This window comes from Marinobacterium aestuariivivens (assembly GCF_042661465.1).
GTDB lineage: Bacteria > Pseudomonadota > Gammaproteobacteria > Pseudomonadales > Balneatricaceae > Marinobacterium_A > Marinobacterium_A aestuariivivens.
Window position 1 is genome coordinate 5,765,881 of record NZ_JBHSWE010000001.1, and the last position, 17,695, is coordinate 5,783,575.

At 61.4% G+C, this 17,695-nt stretch carries 17 protein-coding genes and 2 pseudogenes; 4 read left to right on the forward strand and 15 right to left on the reverse strand.

The genetic code is table 11. From position 1 onward, the window contains the following. Window positions 1–33: 33 nt before the first annotated feature. Window positions 34–969, reverse strand: coding sequence for a helix-turn-helix domain-containing protein (locus ACFQDL_RS30360; RefSeq protein ID WP_379912675.1), 936 nt, complete (start codon window positions 967–969; stop codon window positions 34–36). A 208-nt stretch (window positions 970–1,177) separates the two neighbouring features. Then, complete coding sequence (locus ACFQDL_RS30365) at window positions 1,178–1,750, reverse strand: hypothetical protein (protein ID WP_379913525.1); 573 nt, start codon at window positions 1,748–1,750, stop codon at window positions 1,178–1,180. A gap of 294 nt (window positions 1,751–2,044) precedes the next feature. Here ACFQDL_RS30365 and ACFQDL_RS30370 point away from each other — a divergent pair. Both ACFQDL_RS30370 and ACFQDL_RS30375 read left to right on the forward strand, forming a co-directional pair. Beyond that, window positions 2,045–2,107: pseudogene (locus ACFQDL_RS30370) on the forward strand (hypothetical protein); the annotation flags it as partial. 422 nt (window positions 2,108–2,529) lie between these two features. Beyond that, complete coding sequence (locus ACFQDL_RS30375; RefSeq protein ID WP_379912677.1) at window positions 2,530–3,228, forward strand: tetratricopeptide repeat protein; 699 nt, start codon at window positions 2,530–2,532, stop codon at window positions 3,226–3,228. 41 nt (window positions 3,229–3,269) lie between these two features. Here the strand turns inward: ACFQDL_RS30375 and ACFQDL_RS30380 are convergent. From ACFQDL_RS30380 to ACFQDL_RS30425, 10 genes and pseudogenes are all read right to left on the reverse strand, one after another. Continuing rightward, window positions 3,270–3,460, reverse strand: a pseudogene (locus ACFQDL_RS30380) (4-oxalocrotonate tautomerase). A gap of 142 nt (window positions 3,461–3,602) precedes the next feature. Next, window positions 3,603–4,442 (reverse strand): alpha/beta fold hydrolase, encoded by an 840-nt coding sequence (locus ACFQDL_RS30385; RefSeq protein WP_379912679.1) that lies wholly within the window; start codon window positions 4,440–4,442, stop codon window positions 3,603–3,605. Between the two features lie 122 nt (window positions 4,443–4,564). Beyond that, window positions 4,565–5,488 (reverse strand): catechol 2,3-dioxygenase, encoded by a 924-nt coding sequence (locus ACFQDL_RS30390; protein ID WP_379912681.1) that lies wholly within the window; start codon window positions 5,486–5,488, stop codon window positions 4,565–4,567. 15 nt (window positions 5,489–5,503) lie between these two features. Further along, a complete protein-coding gene (locus ACFQDL_RS30395) occupies window positions 5,504–5,827 on the reverse strand; it encodes a 2Fe-2S iron-sulfur cluster-binding protein (protein WP_379912683.1) in 324 nt (107 codons plus the stop codon). Window position 5,828: 1 nt separating this feature from the next. Continuing rightward, entirely contained in the window at window positions 5,829–6,899 is a 1,071-nt protein-coding gene (locus ACFQDL_RS30400; RefSeq protein WP_379912685.1) for an NADH:ubiquinone reductase (Na(+)-transporting) subunit F, read from the reverse strand. Window positions 6,900–6,909: 10 nt separating this feature from the next. Continuing rightward, window positions 6,910–7,272 (reverse strand): phenol hydroxylase subunit P4, encoded by a 363-nt coding sequence (locus tag ACFQDL_RS30405; RefSeq protein WP_379912687.1) that lies wholly within the window; start codon window positions 7,270–7,272, stop codon window positions 6,910–6,912. 56 nt (window positions 7,273–7,328) lie between these two features. Then, entirely contained in the window at window positions 7,329–8,831 is a 1,503-nt protein-coding gene (locus ACFQDL_RS30410) for an aromatic/alkene/methane monooxygenase hydroxylase/oxygenase subunit alpha (RefSeq protein WP_379912689.1), read from the reverse strand. A gap of 17 nt (window positions 8,832–8,848) precedes the next feature. Continuing rightward, window positions 8,849–9,118 (reverse strand): MmoB/DmpM family protein, encoded by a 270-nt coding sequence (locus ACFQDL_RS30415; RefSeq protein WP_379912691.1) that lies wholly within the window; start codon window positions 9,116–9,118, stop codon window positions 8,849–8,851. 11 nt (window positions 9,119–9,129) lie between these two features. Then, window positions 9,130–10,113 (reverse strand): aromatic/alkene monooxygenase hydroxylase subunit beta, encoded by a 984-nt coding sequence (locus tag ACFQDL_RS30420; protein WP_379912693.1) that lies wholly within the window; start codon window positions 10,111–10,113, stop codon window positions 9,130–9,132. A gap of 27 nt (window positions 10,114–10,140) precedes the next feature. Beyond that, window positions 10,141–10,464, reverse strand: a complete 324-nt coding sequence (locus ACFQDL_RS30425) for a phenol hydroxylase subunit (RefSeq protein ID WP_379912695.1) — start codon at window positions 10,462–10,464, stop codon at window positions 10,141–10,143. A gap of 377 nt (window positions 10,465–10,841) precedes the next feature. Between ACFQDL_RS30425 and ACFQDL_RS30430 the strand changes: the two genes are divergently transcribed. Then, complete coding sequence (locus ACFQDL_RS30430; RefSeq protein ID WP_379912697.1) at window positions 10,842–11,744, forward strand: XylR N-terminal domain-containing protein; 903 nt, start codon at window positions 10,842–10,844, stop codon at window positions 11,742–11,744. Continuing rightward, a complete protein-coding gene (locus tag ACFQDL_RS30435) occupies window positions 11,672–12,547 on the forward strand; it encodes a sigma-54 interaction domain-containing protein (protein ID WP_379913459.1) in 876 nt (291 codons plus the stop codon). Before ACFQDL_RS30430 ends, ACFQDL_RS30435 begins: the two co-directional genes overlap by 73 nt. A gap of 215 nt (window positions 12,548–12,762) precedes the next feature. Here the strand turns inward: ACFQDL_RS30435 and ACFQDL_RS30440 are convergent, their stop codons facing one another. The 3 genes from ACFQDL_RS30440 to ACFQDL_RS30450 form a co-directional block, all read right to left on the reverse strand. Beyond that, window positions 12,763–16,197: an adenylate/guanylate cyclase domain-containing protein gene (locus tag ACFQDL_RS30440; RefSeq protein WP_379912698.1), complete on the reverse strand. Its 3,435-nt coding sequence runs from the start codon at window positions 16,195–16,197 to the stop codon at window positions 12,763–12,765. Window positions 16,198–16,357: 160 nt separating this feature from the next. Continuing rightward, window positions 16,358–17,053, reverse strand: coding sequence for a DUF1329 domain-containing protein (locus ACFQDL_RS30445; protein WP_379912700.1), 696 nt, complete (start codon window positions 17,051–17,053; stop codon window positions 16,358–16,360). Then, window positions 17,014–17,682 carry a DUF1329 domain-containing protein gene (locus ACFQDL_RS30450; RefSeq protein WP_379912702.1) on the reverse strand — a complete coding sequence of 223 codons (669 nt, stop codon included), beginning with the start codon at window positions 17,680–17,682 and terminating at the stop codon, window positions 17,014–17,016. Before ACFQDL_RS30450 ends, ACFQDL_RS30445 begins: the two co-directional genes overlap by 40 nt. Between the last annotated feature and the right edge of the window lie 13 nt (window positions 17,683–17,695).

Below are 17,695 nucleotides of genomic sequence, written 5' to 3' on the forward strand. Positions count from 1 at the left end.
AACGCAGACGGGGTCGCGACCGGGCCCCGTCGTTCAGCGGCCGACGCCAGTGACAATGCGACGACTCAGCGTTTCGGAGGGCGTTTCGCCGAAACGCTCCCGGTAAAGCTTGGTGAAATGACTGGGATGGGTGAAGCCAAAACGAAACGCCAATTCGCCGATGCTGCAGTCTGGCTGCTGGCGGAGCAGTTCGTGGACACGCTCGAGTTTCCTTTCGCAGATGTAGCGTGCTGGCGACGTATCAAGGAACTGCCGGAAACCCTGCTCGAGCGAGCGGCGGCTGCAACCGGCAACCTTGACCAGATCGGCGACCGAGGGGGTACCGTCCAGATTGTCCATTACCCAGTCAACGCAGCGTTTCAGTTGCAACGGCAGAATCGCCGGGATGCCGATACTTGCCGCTTCGATCTGCTCGGCGATCGCCTGGATAAGAAGACGTTCCCAGTGACGCTGCATCTCATCCGAGAGGACCCCGCTGTTTATGCAATGCTGAACGGAAATGCAGTGCAGAAGATTGAACATGGACAGCGCGGCCGGATCGCCCGCTGAAAACTTCAACTCCCGCTGCGAATGGCGGCCGGTGATAACGGACCGCTCGAAGGTCGCCACAATGGCGGTGGTACCCACCTGCCATACGAGGTCCACCTCATGACCGGGTAGCGCCAGCAACAATTCATTCGGTTCCAGTCGCTTTCCAAGCGTCAGAACTTCCAGCGCGCCGGTGAGCGGCATAATCAGATGACAGCCGCTCAAAGGACCGGAACAGACCTGAACTTTTCCGGACCAGCCAGCGCCGAACAGGTAGGAGCCACCGAGAGATTGCTGCGTGACAACGGTGTTTCCGGTACGGGAACGTGACAGCGGCCTCAATTCGCGCGGGTCAATGCGCGTGTTGAGAAACCGTTGAACCTCCTGGTAGTCAGGCGAATTAAGATACTGATTATGAGAAAAAGGAATCGAATTGATCATATGGGAAGCTTCTTAGTCGTTTTATTAGTATTCAAGCAATAAACGTACCTTAGTCGTGCAACGTGCGACGGCACGAGTTGAGCAGAGTTCACCGAGTCGTCAACGGCTCTCCCACTTCCGGATTCACGATCTGGACAAAGAGTGGCGTAAAGAACCGATGGAATTTGACCATATGATAACGAACCTGTTGCTGTTCTTGATGCTACTGTCAGGCCTGATGTCCAATGCCGATGCCCAGCCCGCTTCGGGCTGTATTGGCTGCCACCCGGAGCAAAGTCGCGATTGGTCCCGCTCCCAGCATGCGGTCTCGATGCAGCGGCCAACCGAAGCCAGCGTACTGGGCGATTTCAACGAGGCTCGCTATCTCGACGCCGAAATAGAAGCGCTGTTTACGTACGACGATAATGGCTATCGGGTCCGATTGACCGAACAGGGACAAACCTCGGACTGGAGGATTCGCTATACCTTTGGGGTATATCCGCTGCAACAGTACCTGTTCGATATCGGCGAAGGTAAGTTGCAGGCATTGAATATTGCCTGGGACACCCGTCCGGCCACTTCGGGAGGACAGCGCTGGTTCCGTCTCGATGATCCAGCCTCCAATCCATCCAATGTTGCAATTCACTGGCGGGGCATCTACCAAAACTGGAACAGCCAGTGTGCCGACTGCCACTCCAGTGGCGTAGAGAAAGCCTACGATGCCGGGCAAGACCGCTACGCAACGCGATTTACCGAAGTCATGGTGGGCTGCACTGCCTGCCATGAACAGGCACTGTCGCATGCAGAAGCTGCCTGGGCGGGAAAACGCCTGCCTGCCGGCAACGATCTCGCCACCAGAGGCAGCTGGCTGACCGGCACCGATATCACGGTCCCCCGCCACCAGGGCCCGACGTCGAGTCCCCTGCAGGTCAGGAGCTGCGGTCGCTGCCATTCGTTACGCACCAAGCTGAAAGACAGTACGGGCGGACTGATGCATGATCAGTACTCTCTGTCCCGACTCGATGAACCACTGTACTTCCCGGACGGCCGTGTTCGGGAAGAGGTGTTCATCCTCGGCTCCTTCATGCAAAGCAGGATGTATCAGGCAGGCGTGGTCTGCGGTAACTGTCACGACCCCCATTCCGGCAAGACGATCCTGGAGGGCAATGCGCTTTGCAGCCAGTGCCATAATGCCGGACGTTACGATACGGCAGAGCACCACCATCATGAGGACGACACGACGGGAGCCCGTTGTATTAACTGCCATATGCCACAGCGTACCTATATGCGGATCGATGCGCGACGCGAACACAATTTCACTGTTCCCCGCCCCGATCTGGCGGCCAAAAGTGGCAGCCCAGACCCCTGCCTGGGTTGTCACGCCGATCAGGACACTGCCTGGTCGCAGGCCCAGGTCAACGCCTGGGCCCCCGACGTTTCTCGGCCCCCTCCTGGTACGACATACAACAGGGCCCGGCAACGGCAATACTGGCCTTTATCGAATCCAGGGACGCGCCGGCTATTCAACGCGCTACTCTGGTGGAACGGTACGCTTCGATACTCGCCCGCCAGCGACCGCAGTTGCTCGCCAAACTCACCGGCAAAGATGACCCTCTGTTGCGTGAAAGTGCGTTCAAAGCACTGCGTTATCTACCGCCGGAAGCACCCAACGACCTCCTGCGAACCGGTCTGGAAGCGCCTGAACTCAGCGTACGGCTGGCCAGCTTTGAATCCCTGCTGCTGCGAGGCGATACGGCTAACGGCGATGAAGCGCTGGAGCAGGCACGCGGGGAGTATCGCCGCTATCTCGATCAGCAGGCCGATCTGCCAGCGGGCCGCACATTGCGCGCCCGCTACTTTCGACTCAGCGGCGAACCCGCTGCAGCCGAGACGGATCTGGAGCTGGCGTTGAGGAAAGATCCCGGTTACCTGCCGGCCATCGTCGAACTGACGGCGCTGCTACGCGACCAACGCCGGTTTGATGAAACGATCCGGCTGCTGAATCGTGCTCTCAAGAACCTGCCGAACAACGCGACGCTCCATCACCTGCGAGGTCTCACCTACCTGCAGCAGAAAGAGTACCCGCCGGCACTGGTCGATCTGGCCAGAGCCACCGAGCTCGAACCGGATAATGCCGACTTCGGATACCGTTATGCGGTGGCGCTTTACAGTACCGGTGACATCCAGGCTGCGGCCATGGAGGCGAAGCGACTGTTGAGGCGTTTACCCGCAGACCCGCGCATCGGGCGGTTGTTCGAGCTACCGGGGCTTGCCCGCTAAATGGAATCGCAGCTATGCCATCATGCGACGTCTGCATGGCGCTAGCGCCCGAGCTTTTTCACCGACTGACCGCCGATGCCGAAGTGCTGCTTCGGCATTTCGGTGATGATTACCCGGACGCTCTGCTCCGGGGCGTCGAGGAACGGGCGATGGCGGCGGTGACTTCCGCGATCAGGCGCTCCTTCTGTTCGTCGCTGCGGCCTTCCAGGATGTGGATCTGCGCGATGGGCATCAAGGCTCTCCTCGGATGTGGATCGGACCGCGCGCCATGGATTACGCCGCGGTCCAGCTGGCGGACGAAGACAGTATCGCCCGAAGGCTGAGATGATCGCACCGATGCACTCGCGCAGCCACCGATGCTGATGTTTTTGAGCTCAGCCAGCCTCTGCGAGAAAATCGCCAACCAGCCGAACGAAGCGATCGGCATGCTCGATCTGAGTCCAGTGCCCGCAGTGACCGAAGACATGCAGCTGGGCATTCGGAATCCAGTCCGCGAGCGTCAGGCTGCTGGCAAGCGGGATTACCTTGTCTTCCCGACCGTGAAACACCAGGGTTTCGTGGGGCAACCGGCGGATATCCGCTTCGGGACTCGCCAGTGCATCGACCCAGCGCTGACGCGGCGCAGGAAAAAGCGCCGAGAAGGACTCCTGGAAGCCCGGCCGTATGCTGGCGTTGTAGCGCAGCTCAGCCAGTTCGTCGGTCACCAGACCGCGATCATAGGCGAAGATATCCAGCAGCCCTTTCATCGTTTCCAGGGACGGCTCGTAGCCCCAGACGGCATCGAGTCCATCGGTGATCGGAAACGAAACGCCGACGCTGCCCATCAGCACCAGCCGGCGCACCCTTGCCGGATGGCGAATCGCAACGGCCAGCGCGACGGCACCGCCAAAGGAATTGCCGACCAGATCGGTTTTTTCGATATTCAGCGCATCAAGGACCGAGACGACGTGCTCCACCCATCGATCCAGACCGTAGCCATTGCCCGCCGGCCGCTCGGTATATCCGAAACCGAGCATGTCCGGCGCAATGACGCGGCGTTCTTGCGCCAGTTCCGGAATTGTCAGGCGCCAGTTGGCCCAGGCCGTGACACCGGGTCCGGAACCGTGGATCAGCATTACAGGGGCGCCGGTACCGACATCGTGCACATTGGTGCGTACCCCGTTCACGTCGATCAGGCGACCGATTTCGGGGTTGGTATTGGTTGCATCGTTCATACTGGGTTGGAAATCTTCTATATCAGCTGATTGGTAACACCCGGATGGGGTGACGCGTTACGCGTTACGCGTGACATACGCTGCCACCCCGTCAGGCATCATGCTCTGGACGCGTCGCCTAGTTACGTCAAGGCCGTCAGGAAGCGCTCGTTGAGCTGGCGGTCGTGGTAGAAGATCGCCTTGCCCAGCTGATCGACCGTCCAGGTGACCGGTTCGTGGTCCGGATAGTGATAATCACCGCCACAGAACACCTCGGAGCGGTTGCCGGACGGGTCGAAGAAGTAGATGGTCTTGCCGTGGGTCAGGCCGTGGCGGGTCGGGCCGATATCGATGGAGGTGTCGGTCATCGAGATCAGGTCGCCGGCGCGCAGCACGTCTTCCCAGGTCTCCAGATAGAAGGACGCATGGTGGAACTTGTCCTTTTCCGGGTGCTTGATAAAGGCGATATCGTGAGCCTTCATCGACACGGTGAGGAACTGGGCGACGCGGTTGCCCTCGGGGTCGACCACCTGTTCGGCCAGGTCGAAGCCCAGCACCCGGGTGAAGAGTTCATAGGTGGCGTCGATATCGTCGCCATAGAGCAGGCAGTGGTCGAAGCGCTGCGCCCGCATGCCTTTCAGGTCCATCGGCCAGGCTTCGGGATTGACATTGCCGACACCCCATTTGCCGGTACGCTCCTTCTCGGCGAACAGCTCGAACGCATGCCCGGTCGGCGCCACGAAACGGATGCGGCGACCGCAGCCGCTGAGCTCGCCGGCCGGTATCTGCTCGACCTCGCAGCCGAAGGCGACCAGGTCGCCATGCAACTGTTCCAGTACCTCCTCATTGAGCACCTTGAAGCCCATGAAATCCATGCCGGGCTTGTCCGCCTCGCGCAGCACCACCGAGAACTTGTCGACCTCGGTCCAGCCCTTCAGATAAACGCGGCCCTGATCGTCCCGGTCCATCTCGACCAGGCCGATCAGGTCGCGGTAGTGTTTCAGGGCTTCTTCGACATCGAGTACCCGGATCTGGACATGGCCGGGACGCATGACACCTTTTTTCATCGCTCTATCCTCTTGTTATTTTCCACAGTCATCAGCTTTTGTTGCGATTTCGGGCCGGCAATGATCCGACTCGATCACCAGGTCGCTGCGGGCATAGATCCGGCAGGCCAGCGCGAAGCCCATCGCCTCGTCCCGTTCGGTAATCTCGGCGCGGCTCATGCGCTTGCACTCGTACTCTCCGCTGACCACGCGGATGCGGCAGAATCCGCAGCCGCCGCAGCGACAGCCGACATGGATCGAGCCGTTGCCCGCCCGTTCCATGCCCGCCAGCACCGAAAGCCGGTCGCTGCACTCGAACTGTTCGCCGCGATTGGCGACCCACACGAGGTATTGCGCCATCTCACTTCTCCTCAGATCCGCTTGAACAGTGCCGAACGGGTCTCTCCTCGGCGCCGTCGGCCGCGGTCAGAAAGCGCTCCATGTGGATGTCGCGCTCGAACAGCCGGCCCTGCATCAGGGTGGTGATGGCCGCATCGATCATCGGCGGCGGCCCGCAGAGATAGGCCTTGTGACCGATGAAGCGGTTGTCGAAATGCGCCTTGGCTGCCTCGTGCACGAAGCCGGTGAAGCCGTTCCAGTCGTCGCCGTCCTCGGGCGCGTTCAGCGCGGGGACGTAATGGAAGTTGCTGTGTTCCTTCTCCAGCGCCTCGAACAGTTCCCGGTTATAGAGTTCGGCAACGTTGCGCGCGCCCTGGAACAGGTAGATCTGGCGCGAATCGCCCTCCTCCAGCATATCCAGAATCATCGACTGCGGACTCGAGAGGCCGGAACCGCCGGCGATGAAGATGGCGTCCTGATCGTCGGACTTGCGCACGAAGAACTGGCCGTAGGGTCCCGAGACATCCAGCGTCGTGCCGACCTCCAGCTGCTCGTGCAGCCAGCTGGTGCCGGCACCGCCGGGTACCAGACGCACATGAAGCTCCAGACGGCGGTTGTCGCTCGACGGGTTGGCGATCGAGAAGGCGCGGGTACCCTCGACGCCCGGAATCTGCAGGTTGATGTACTGCCCGGCCTGGAACGCCATCGGCCGGTCGAGTTCGAACGAAATGCCCTTGATGGTCGGTGAAAGATCCTGGATTTCGGTTACGGTGCCGACGAAATCCTCGACCGAAAAGCCCTGGAAATCGGGGTCGACATCGATATCGGCTTCGATCACCAGATCCGATTCCGGCGTGGCGCAGCAGACCAGGATCTTGCCCTCGTCCCGCTCCATGTCCATCAGCGCGAAGGGCGAGGCGTTGCCGAGATCCGCGTCACCTTCGAGTACCTGCACCTTGCAGGTGGCGCAGGTGCCGTGGCCGCAGGCAAACGGCAGCCAGACGCCCTGGCGCAGCGCGGCATCGAGAATGGTCTGACCCTCTTCGACCTCGATGACATCGCCGGTCGGTTCAACCCTGACTTCATAGCTCATGACAACCTCCTCAGACGCCGGCGCCCTGGAAGCCTTTCAGCTCGGGCGTGGTAAAACGCAGCAGTGACTTGTGGCCGATGCCCTGGTCCTTCAGTGCCACGTCCATCTGCGGCATGAACGGCTTGCCGTCCAGCAGCCAGGTGGCACGGGACCAGTCGATCGATGACCACTCCGGGTGCTGCGAGAAAGCCTCCGGCATCACCTCTTCCAGCAATGCGCGGAACGGCATTTCCGGCGGCAGCGGATAGGCGAAGGCGGCGCAGAACATCAGGTGATGATCCCAGCCGACATATACCACCTGGTTGCCGTTGAAGTTCTCGACTCGGTCCTTGACCTCGCCTTGGTAGTCGGGGGTTATGGCATGTACGGGCATTGTCAGGTCTCCTCGCACCGCCCGCAGGCGGCACGCTTTCTATTTTGTTCAGTTGATCAGGCGACGCCTTTCCAGGCTTTCCACCGCGCTTCGTCCGGCGAGCCCTTGATATCGAGGTTGTCGGCGCCGACGTTCATGCGGTAGTAGTCGCGCAACACCTCCTCGACACCGGGACCGCCGCAGTTGCCCTGGAAGATCTGGTGTACCGGCAGCCAGGACTGGACGAATTTTTCCGGTTCGTCGTCGAAGACGTCCTTGCAGCCGTCGGAGCAGAAGTGGTAGCGCTCGTCCCTGTAAACCGAACTGCGATAGGCGATCTGGGTCGGCTCGTCCATTTCGGTGAACAGCATCGGGATCTGGCAGGTGGTGCACAGCTGCGGCAGCCCCTTGGTGTAGAAACGCTCGCCCCTGGCTTCCATCTCCTTCGCCAGTTCCCAGCGTGGACGGTAGTACCTGTCGAAGGTTTCGGGATACTTCTCGCTCAGCCAGTCGAGCTCCTCGTCGGTCGGGATCCAGGTATGGAAGCCGGCGGCGTGGCCGTGGGTGTAGAAGGTCCACCAGGCCTGGTGCGAGACATGCTCCTTTTCCTTCTCGATGACGTCGCTGTACTTGGGCATGCGGATACCGTAGCGGGCGAGATCCTTGAACAGGGCACCGCCTGCCTCCTCGAAATAGACCTCCCAGGCCTCTTTCCAGCTCATCACCTTGTTCGGCAGCATGTAGTCCATCATCATCGCAACGATGGTCAGCAACCGGGTGCCGCGCCAGAACCACTTGTCGATCCACTTCTGCACAATCGGCACGTTGTCCTCGTGCTGCTCGAGCAGGAACTTGATCACCTCGAGCCCCAGGGTCATGTGGCGCGCCTCGTCGGACTGGGCCGAGAAGCCAAAGGTCACGGTGGCCATGTCGCCGTTATAGGCGGCGCCGGACATGAACGGCACGAACAGCAGGTTGGTCAGCACGTATTCGAAGCTGAAGCCGATCGCCACCATGAACTCGAACGGACCGGCGGCGCGGGCGTCGTTGAAGAACGACTTCGGCACCGACAGATACCAGACGCGGTCGTGCATGTGCGACCAGTCCTGCAGTCCGTCGAAGAACTTGTTGTAGTGGCTCATGGCGTGGATCTGGGTCTGCACATGACGCAGTTCGTCGATCGACTGCATCTGGCAGGCCACCCGGGCGCCGACACCACCGAACTGACGGCCGGTGTGGGCGAAGCCCTGGAACGCCTGGTACTCCAGCGGCGAAACGGCGGTCAGGAAGATCTTCAGCGCGTTGACGTAGCGCGGATCCGATATGTTCAGCTGACCGTTGTTCTGGGCGAAGGCGTCGAAGATCGCGTACAGCTTCTTCTCTTTCTCGGCCTGGTATTTCCAGTAGGCGTCCATGGTCAGACGGAAGGGGTCCTCCCATTTCGACCAGTCGGTGATCTTGATTCCCTCGAATTCTTCGAACGGAAACGCCTTCTTGCGATCCTCGTAGGAAAACTCCCAGTCCAGGTCGCGCGTCAGCAGGCGGTATTTGTCTTTGAGATTGAGTTTCTTGGCAGCCATCGGATTTACCTTTTTTCTTATACGTTCCAGGTCAGGCTCAGCTGATCGTCGTCTTCGTCGACGTTGCCGCCCAGGGTGATCAGATTCAGGTGCAGCTCCTGTACATCCCAGCTCTGCCCGAGCTTCTCCTCCACCGTTTCACGGCGGACCACAAGCCTGCCTTCCGCCTCGATGCGGATCATCGCCGGCTGGTGAATGACGGTGACTTCGGGGTTGTCTTCCTCGATCGCTTCGACGATGTAGCGGGACTGGTCGTTGTCCTGCAGGGCGATATAGACTTTCGACATGGTTCCACTCCTCAGTTGATTCCGGCCTTGGCGACCCTTTTGTCCAGCTGCGCGACCGCGTTCGTCAGCGCCTCGTCGTCGAGCAGGGCTCCGGCCAGCGGCGCCAGCGCCTCGGCGGCCTTGCCGCGCCACTTCTCGACCCACTGCGCCAGCAGCGCACGGTTGTCATCCGACTCGGCGGCCGCGGTCTTGACCACCGCATCGACCCAGCGGGTCGCATCCTTGTACCAGTCCTGCATGAACTCGGTGAGCATGGCGACATCCTGGCCGCCATTGTCGGCCAGCCACTGGTCGTACTGGTTGTAGACGAGGTCGTAGAGCAGGCCGTCGATCACCAGGTCCTGGGCCAGGAACACTTCGAACCAGTCCTCGGTCACCAGCATCTCCTCGCACAGCGCCCGCAGCCCCTGCCAGATATCGGCTTCGAGCCACCCGCGCTTGGCCTGCTCAAGCGCTTGACCGCTGTTTCCATCCAGGATCAGGCCAATGCGGGACAGGTACTGCGCGATGCCCAGACGGTCCATGCCGTCGAACAGCAGCGCCTGGGTGATGGCGGTGCCGTAGCCGTAGGCGGCGCCGTACATGTTGTTGAGGTTGGCCGTGTGCTCCAGGTGGCGCAGCGGCACCAGGAAGCGGACCAGCTGATCGCGCAGCTCGGGGCTCAGGTGTTCCGCCAGGCGGCGCTTCTCGAAGAAGGCGTAGTTGCTTTCGGCCACTTCCTGCATCTTGGCGCGCTGCTGCACGTAGGTGCCGTAGTAAAACTGGCGCGGATCCTTGAAGGCGTACCAGTCTTCCATGCGGATGGCGGTACGGCGGGTATCGTTCAGCTCCAGTTCCGGCTGCCATAGCGGGCGGTAATGGAAGTTGGTTTCGGACTGAACGTCGTAGGTCGCTTCCTGATAACGGGTCGCCGGCTTGTCACCAAAGCGGCGCTGAACGTTGGCATAGGTATTGCGCACCGGTTCCAGCGTGGCGGTCTTGATCTCAATGGTCATGGAACTCTTCCCAGACTGCAGTTGTTGTTATTCGCAACCGCGATGGTGGTTGTGCGCCATCAGCGTTTCATCGCCGTAACGCCACTTTTCCATCTCGGCATCGATCTCACGGATCTGTTCGTCGCTCATGTGCACGACCGCATTGGCCTCGCAAAAGGCCTGAAAAGCGGTCTTGGGCATCACCAGTTCGACGAACAGGGAGGGGTCGTCAATGGCAAAATCGAACTCGACAAAGCGTGCACCTTCAGGGCTGCGCACCCGCACATACTTCACCAGGCGGTCGAAGCTGTTGCGCACGGCCGGGGCCTTGTCGGAATGAAGTGAGATTGTCGTCATATGATTCTCGTCCATCGCTCGCTGCTCTCGTATTTCGATAGAGCAACCGCTGTGCCAAAGCACGCCAGGGCGCCTGAAAAGATCCGACATAGAGTATTTAATTAATTGTTTTAAAAGGATATTTACACATAAAAACGGAACGACACCCGATTCGAACGGACTCACTTTGGCCCTCATCAGCCCGGGCTGAAAATAATCAAATGATGACCAAACTCATCGAAATTTGATGATTTGATAAAAATCAGGAAAAGCGTGCGACTGGACCCCGATTAATCTTTGGTTGTACCCTCTAAACAGCCTCTTTCCTTTGGCGGGACGATCCGATAAGAATAAAAAAGTCCCATGAAATTGAATTTTTCTTGCGCTCAGCCACAGCCGGTATAAAAACGACAATGGCCAAAAAAGAATCACTCGCATTTCCCGGCAGCGGCGACCTGCTGTCACAGATACACTTCGATAGCGACAAGGGAAAAATCTGGCTTCACGAACAGCGCATGCTGCTGGTTCATGCCAGCGGCATGGGACTGCTGCGCAAGGAGCTGATCGAAACCCTGGGCGTCCGCCGGGCCCAGGGATTCCTGATGCGTTTCGGTTACCATGCCGGCTGGAAGGACGCCGAGCTCGTCGCCAAGGTGCGACCGGATCTGTCAAAGAAAGAGGCTTTTTTCACCGGTCCCCAGCTTCACGGTATCAAGGGGATGGTCAATGTCCGACCGGTGGAGCTCGATTTCGATATGGATAGCGGCAAGTTCCATGGCGTTTTCGACTGGATCGATTCCTATGAGGCCGAGGAGCACATCCAGGAATTCGGTCCGGCGGAGGCTCCCGTTTGCTGGACGCTGATCGGATATGCCAGCGGCTACACGACCTTTTACATGGGCCGCACCATCATCTTCAAGGAGCTGGAGTGTGCCGGTCGAGGCGATGCCCACTGCCGAATCCTGGGCAAGCCCGCCGAGGAGTGGGAGGACCATGCCGAAATCGAACGCCTGCTGCTGCCGGACCCGATCGCCGAGGAACTGTTCGCCCTGCGCCACGAGCTCAGCGAACTGCGCGACAATTTCCGCGACAGCGGCACGAACGACGACCTGCTGATCAATTCGGTCGGCCAGTCCGGTGCCTTCAGGAACGTCTGCAACCTGATCCGGCGCGCGGCGAGCAGCCGCGTCAGCGTGCTGCTGCAGGGGAAACCGGCGTTGGCAAGGAGATCGTCGCCCGCGGGCTGCACGATAGTTCGGACCGCTCCGACAAGCCGTTCGTCGCCGTCAATTGCGCCTGCATACCGCCAGACCTGATCGAGGCGGAGCTGTTCGGCGTCGAAAAAGGCGCTTTTACCGGCGCCACCCAGTCGCGTGAAGGCAAGTTCGAGCGCGCCAACGGCGGCACGATCTTCCTCGACGAGGTGGTCGAACTCTCGCCCCGGGCCCAGGCTGCGCTGCTGCGGGTATTGCAGGAGGGCGAGTTCGAACGGGTCGGCGACAATCGCATGCGCAGCATCGATGTGCGCGTGGTCGCCGCCACCAACGAAGACCTCGAGGACGCGGTACGCAATGGCAGGTTCCGCGCCGACCTGTTTTACCGGCTCAATGTCTATCCGGTCCATATTCCGCCACTTCGCGAGCGGATCGAGGACATTCCATTGCTGATCACGCATTTTCTCGAGAAGTACCACACGCTTTACAACAAGCGCACCCTCGGCGTCTCGGACCGGGCAATGCAGACACTGACGCACTACAAGTGGCCGGGCAATATCCGCGAACTGGAGAACATGATCGAACGCGGCGTGATCCTGGCCGACAACAACCACACCATCGATCTTGAGTCCTTCTTCCCCTCGCTGGCCGAGCCCTCCCATCCGCTGCACAGCCTTTCCCGTAGCGGCAGCATTCACGAAGCCGAACCGGCGGCCGGGAGCGCGCCGCTGCAGCAGCTCTGCGAGCAGCTGCTGAGCCAGCCCTTCAGTCTCGAGGATATGGAAAATCAGCTGCTGCAACAGGCCATGGAGAAGGCCGAGGGCAACGTGTCGAAGGCGGCGAGGCTGTTGGGCATGACCCGCCCCCAGCTGGCCTACCGGCTGAAAAAACTCGAGGCCGGCTAGGAGCCTTTCGGACTTAACACTGATCTTCTGCGGAAAAGCCGATTTTGGCCATTTTTTGAACGCTTTCTTGTTAAATAGAACCACTATTCGCCGCAAAATCGCTCAAAAACTGCCTCAAAACGGACTTTCCCTCGCTACGACCGGTTAAGTCAGACAGGCTCCTAGGAGCCTGTCTGACTTAACACTGATCTACTGCGGCCAAGCCCGACAGACTCCTAGTCGCCCAGCTTCGCCAGGAGATCCCTCGCCGCGTCGAGATCCGCGTCGGTGCCTTCGCCATAGGCGCTGCAGATTTCGGTCAGGGCCCGGATCGTATCCTGCGTACGTCCCGCCGCCAGCCAGAGCCGGCTGCGGCTGAGAACCGCCCGCAATTCGAACGACCGGGCCCCCTGATGGCGGGCGGTCGCCACCGCCCGCTCGAAACAGGCCTGGGCGACGGCGGCATCGTCGCCCCCGGTATCGCCGGTCTCCATCAGCATCAGCTCGCCTTCCAGTCGCTGCAGTTCCGAGCGGTACATCTGCTCCCCGGTTTGCGCCATCGACTCTCTGGCCTGCGCCAGTACCTCCAGGCCCCGGTCCGGCCGACCCGCCCTGCCCCAGACCTCGGCCAGCAGCGCCAGAAAATGGGAGCACCAGAGCTCCGCCCCGGTCGCCCTCAATGCCGCGATGCCCTGCTCTATCTGCGCCAGACCGTCCCCGGGACGCCCCTGTAGCGAAAGCCCGGCCCCCAGCAGAATGCGGGCCCAGCTGCCCCAGAAGGAATAGCCGTATTCGCTGGCAAGGGCGAGCGCCGCTTCGGCCCGCTCGCAGGCCCTGTGTCCGTCACCCCGATGTACGTCGACTTCGGCGACCAGTACCAGGGCCTCGGTCAGCACATAGGGGTAATCCAGCTGGCGTGCCAGTCGCAGCGTTTCCTCACAGCGCTCGAGGGCCAGCGCCGGATAACCGAGGTGCGACAGTACCCAGCCCAGGTACCCGAGGGCGAAGACGCCGGGATCGAGACCATAGCGGAAAAAGTGCGCCTGGTGATCGGCCGGGTCGTAGTGGGCGATCACCTGCTCGAAATGGGTGCGGGCGGCCAGCGGTTCGCCGAGATTGAAGCTGCTCGACCCCAGCGCCCGGTGGGCCTCCATCAGCAGCGCCGGGTCCTGCGCCCGCTGCGCCAGCGTCAGCAGGCATTCGGCAAAGTCCCTGCCGGTCTGCATCTGCCCGCGCACATGATTGAAATTGCGCAGTCCCAGCAGCACCGGGAACAGCTGCTGCTCGGTGCCGGCACCGCGCTTAAGATCCAGTGCCCGGGTGTAGCAGTCCCCGACCTCCGGTGCCGCATACCCCCTGATCGCGATGATGGCCGGCCCCAGATCGAGGCGGATGCCGAACTCCAGGCGGTTTCGCTCCTCGCTGTCCGGCAGGTTCTGCAGCAGCTTCAGCGCCGAATCGAAGTGCCGGATCGCCTCTTCAACCGACGACTGCCGCATCGCCTGCCGGCCGGCGCGGTGCAGGTACTCGACGGCCTTGCTCAGGTTGCCGCTGCGGCTGTAATGATGGGCCAGTTCCTTGCAGTGCTCCTCCAGGTGACCTGCGAACAGCGTTTCGATCGCCCGTGCCGTGCGTTCGTGCAGCGCGCCTCGACGCTCTCTAAGCAGCGAGTTGTAGGCCACCTCCTGGGTCAGGGCGTGCTTGAAGGTGTATTCTACCTCGGGGAAGGCCGGACGCTCGTAGAGAAAATCGCCGGCCTGCAGACGGGCCAGCAGGCGACGCATCTCGTCCTCCGGCAGCTCCACCACCTGCCGCACCAGGCTCCAGGGAAACTCCTTGCCGATGACCGCCAGGGTCTGCAGCAGCTCCTTTTCCGCCGCCCCCAGACGGTCCATGCGCGCACAGAGAACGCCCTGCACCGTGGTCGGGATCTGCAGGCTTTCGAGCGTCCGCTCGAGCCGGTACCGACCCACCCCGCCGCTGAGCACACGCTCTTCGACCAGCGTCTGCACCACCTCCTCGAGGAAAAACGGGTTGCCCTGGGTCTGGGCCCGGATCAGGGGCTTGAGCGGCACCAGGCTCGGATCCTTGCCAAGCAGGGCTTCGAGCATCGCCTCGGCCTCGCGCAGCTCCAGCGGCTGCAGTCGCAACTCGGTAAAATTGTCCAGTCGCTGCCAGCCGTGCCGGTACTCCGGACGATAGTTGAGCAGCAGCAGAATGCGCGCATCCGGCAGCCCTTCGACGACGAAGTCCAGGAATGCCCCGGTTTCACTGTCGAGCCACTGCAGATCCTCGAAAATAAGCACCAGCGGACGCTCGCGGCTCTCCCGCACCAGCAGCCGCCGGATCGCCTCCAGCGTGCGCTGGCGCCTGACCTGGGCATCCATCTGCACCAGCGAAGAGTCCGGATCGACCATGCCCAACAGGTAGAAAAGGTATGGCAGGCAATCCTCCAGCGCAGGATCGAGCGCCCTCAGCCGGTTGCTGATCTTCTCTCGCTTCAGCGCCTCGTCCTCCTGGGCGCCGAGCTGCAGATACTGCTTCAGCAGTTCGATCAGCGGCAGGTACGCAAACGCCTTGCCGTGGGACACCGAGAAGGTTTCCAGCACACGGAACTGCCCCTGCACCCGCTGCCTGAACTCCAGAAACAGCCGGGACTTGCCGACCCCTGGCTCGCCCATCACGCCGACCACCTGCCCCTGCCCGGCTTCCGCCTTCTGCAGTGCAATCGCCAGTTGCCCGAGCTCCGGCGCGCGTCCGACAAAGCGTGCCAGACCGCGTCGTGCCGCCACCTGAAGCCGCGTACGCAGCGGACCGCTGCCCAGCACCTCATAGGCGTTCACCGGCAGCGACAGCCCCTTGACCGCTGTCGCACCCAGTTCCCGGAACTCGAAGTAGCCCTGCACCAGCCGGTAAGTCGCCTCGCTGACGACGATGGCGCCGGGGCTGGCGATCGACTCCATGCGCGAGGCCAGGTGAATCGATTGCCCGACCGGGTCGTAATCGATATGCAGATCCTCGGTGCGAACCGAGCGCACCACGACTTCGCCGGTATTGACACCGACCCTGATCTGCAGCGCTATGCCCTGTTGCTTGCGGATACTGTCGGCGTAGCGGCGCATGGCCTGCTGCATCCGAAGCGCGGCATATAGTGCCCGCTGCGGGTGGTCCTCGTGACCGATGGGCGCGCCGAACAGCGCCAGAATGCCGTCACCGAGGGATTTGGCAACATAGCCCTCGTAGTGGTGCACCGCTTCCATCATCAGCGCCAGCACCGGATCGATCAGCCGCCGGGCGTCTTCCGGGTCGAGATCGGCCACCAGGGCGGTGGAGCCGGCCATGTCGGCGAACAGCGCCGTGACGATCTTGCGCTCGCCGCCCGAGCGCAGCGACTGCTCGGCGCGAATCCGTTCGGCCAGATGACGCGGTGTATACTGGACCGGCATCACCGCTGCGCTGCCTGACAGGGGTGCGCGAGCCCCCGTCAGCGAAGTACCGCAATTGTCGCAGAAACGGGCGATCGAACGCAGCTGCTGACCACAGTTCGGACAACAGCGGGCTAGAGCCGCGCCGCACCGGGCACAGCTGTCTGCCTTTTCCTCGTTGTCAAAACCACAGTTGTCGCAGCGCATGGCGTTAACGATCGCGCTCGTTACGGACACTAACAGCATAGTCGGGTGGGATGAGCCTGCGAATTCCTCCGGTGAATCGCATTCCGGTGAATCGCATTCCGGTGAATCGCTTTCCCGGTAAAGCGCGATGTACCTGAAAAAAGCCCGGCGGTTAGCCGGGCAAAGTATTCAGGGATCGATTGAGGGTAAAGCCGGCGCCTCAGGTGCCGGTGGCGCGCATATTCTGCACGCTGAAGGTGTCGACCGGGCTCTGGGACGGGTCGACGATGCCCTTGAACTGGCCGGTGGTACAGTGCTGGGCCTGGGTGTCGATCATGCTGAAGGCATCGTCGATCGAGACGCCGCTGCCCTTGTTGACCGGCAGGTGATGGTCCGGATGGGACTGGCCGATGGTCCAGCTCTTCCACATCTCGCCCTTGCGGTCGTAGGTGATGTTGCGCGGGATCACGAAGGTCTGGGCGTCGATGAAGTGCAGACGCTTGCTGATCGGATGGTTCGGGTCGACCGGCTCCGACTCCACCTCGTAGACCTTGCGCAGCTGCCAGGTGACATTGGGGAAGCAGCCGCCCTTGCCGCCGAAGGACACCACCTGATAGCCCTCGCTGTCCTGGTGGGTATCGGCATCGAGGGTCATGTCGTTGTGGTTGTACATCGGCAGCAACATATTACGGGTGCCCTTGAAGGTCCACTTCATGTCGCTGATGCGGCCGTTGTAGCCCTCGAAGTCCTCGATCATGATATCCGAGCCGAGGAAGGCATCGGTGGTCTGGCCGGACGAGAGCCGGCGCACCCGGCGCTGGAAGCCGAGATAGAGGTAGGCGTTGTCGAGCTTGGTGTCGTCCTCGAAACGGTGGATCAGCAGCTGGGTGTTCTTGACGTCGAACGGCTCCAGCACCTGGACGTAGATGCCGCGGAACAGCTCCGAGGGTTCGGCGTGATCGCCGGGAAGGGTTCCTGGGAGGTGCGGTGGGTGAAATTGAGGAAATGGAAGTTCATCTTCAGCGTGCGCTCGACCTTGGCCGTGTCCATGTCGCGGAACTTCCAGTAGAAGGGCGCGATGGCCGCCGAATCGCCCCAGTTGTAACCGTACTTGTAGTTCCAGGCGAGCTTTTCGCCGGCCCGCGGATCGTCCAGCGACGGTTCCTGCGGGAAGGGACGGCCGGCGATGGTCGGAGAGATCTCGCCGTGTTTCTCGCCGAGATGGACATCGCCGGAGTACTGGCGGGTCGCCTCGATATAGCTCGGATGCAGATCGAAGGAGGTGGTTTCGCCGACCTTGATCCCGGTGTCCCCGTTCCTGATAAACTGGTACATGGCGGGGTCGAGTGCCTCCCTGAACTGCTCGACGTTGCTCTGGTCGATGGTCATCCCCGGCATCAGGCCGGGCACCGTCGGCACCCCGTCCCGATACGGATAGAAGGACTTCTGGACCACCTCGAGGGATACCGGTTCGGCCTGGCCCTGAGCCGCAGCCGCAGCCGCAGCCGCCAGGAGTGCGAGTGAAAGCAGCGATTTTTTCAACATGATGTTTTCCTTG

Coding starts and splice junctions, on each gene's coding strand:
- ACFQDL_RS30365 (WP_379913525.1), bottom strand. CDS start 1,750: ATGCGACAGTGCCTGTTCATGGCAGGCAGTGCAGCCCACCATGACTTC.
- ACFQDL_RS30360 (WP_379912675.1), bottom strand. CDS start 969: ATGATCAATTCGATTCCTTTTTCTCATAATCAGTATCTTAATTCGCCT.
- ACFQDL_RS30420 (WP_379912693.1), bottom strand. CDS start 10,113: ATGACCATTGAGATCAAGACCGCCACGCTGGAACCGGTGCGCAATACC.
- ACFQDL_RS30425 (WP_379912695.1), bottom strand. CDS start 10,464: ATGGACGAGAATCATATGACGACAATCTCACTTCATTCCGACAAGGCC.
- ACFQDL_RS30390 (WP_379912681.1), bottom strand. CDS start 5,488: ATGAAAAAAGGTGTCATGCGTCCCGGCCATGTCCAGATCCGGGTACTC.
- ACFQDL_RS30440 (WP_379912698.1), bottom strand. CDS start 16,197: ATGCTGTTAGTGTCCGTAACGAGCGCGATCGTTAACGCCATGCGCTGC.
- ACFQDL_RS30405 (WP_379912687.1), bottom strand. CDS start 7,272: ATGCCCGTACATGCCATAACCCCCGACTACCAAGGCGAGGTCAAGGAC.
- ACFQDL_RS30450 (WP_379912702.1), bottom strand. CDS start 17,682: ATGTTGAAAAAATCGCTGCTTTCACTCGCACTCCTGGCGGCTGCGGCT.
- ACFQDL_RS30395 (WP_379912683.1), bottom strand. CDS start 5,827: ATGGCGCAATACCTCGTGTGGGTCGCCAATCGCGGCGAACAGTTCGAG.
- ACFQDL_RS30410 (WP_379912689.1), bottom strand. CDS start 8,831: ATGGCTGCCAAGAAACTCAATCTCAAAGACAAATACCGCCTGCTGACG.
- ACFQDL_RS30415 (WP_379912691.1), bottom strand. CDS start 9,118: ATGTCGAAAGTCTATATCGCCCTGCAGGACAACGACCAGTCCCGCTAC.
- ACFQDL_RS30400 (WP_379912685.1), bottom strand. CDS start 6,899: ATGAGCTATGAAGTCAGGGTTGAACCGACCGGCGATGTCATCGAGGTC.
- ACFQDL_RS30385 (WP_379912679.1), bottom strand. CDS start 4,442: ATGAACGATGCAACCAATACCAACCCCGAAATCGGTCGCCTGATCGAC.
- ACFQDL_RS30430 (WP_379912697.1), top strand. CDS start 10,842: ATGGCCAAAAAAGAATCACTCGCATTTCCCGGCAGCGGCGACCTGCTG.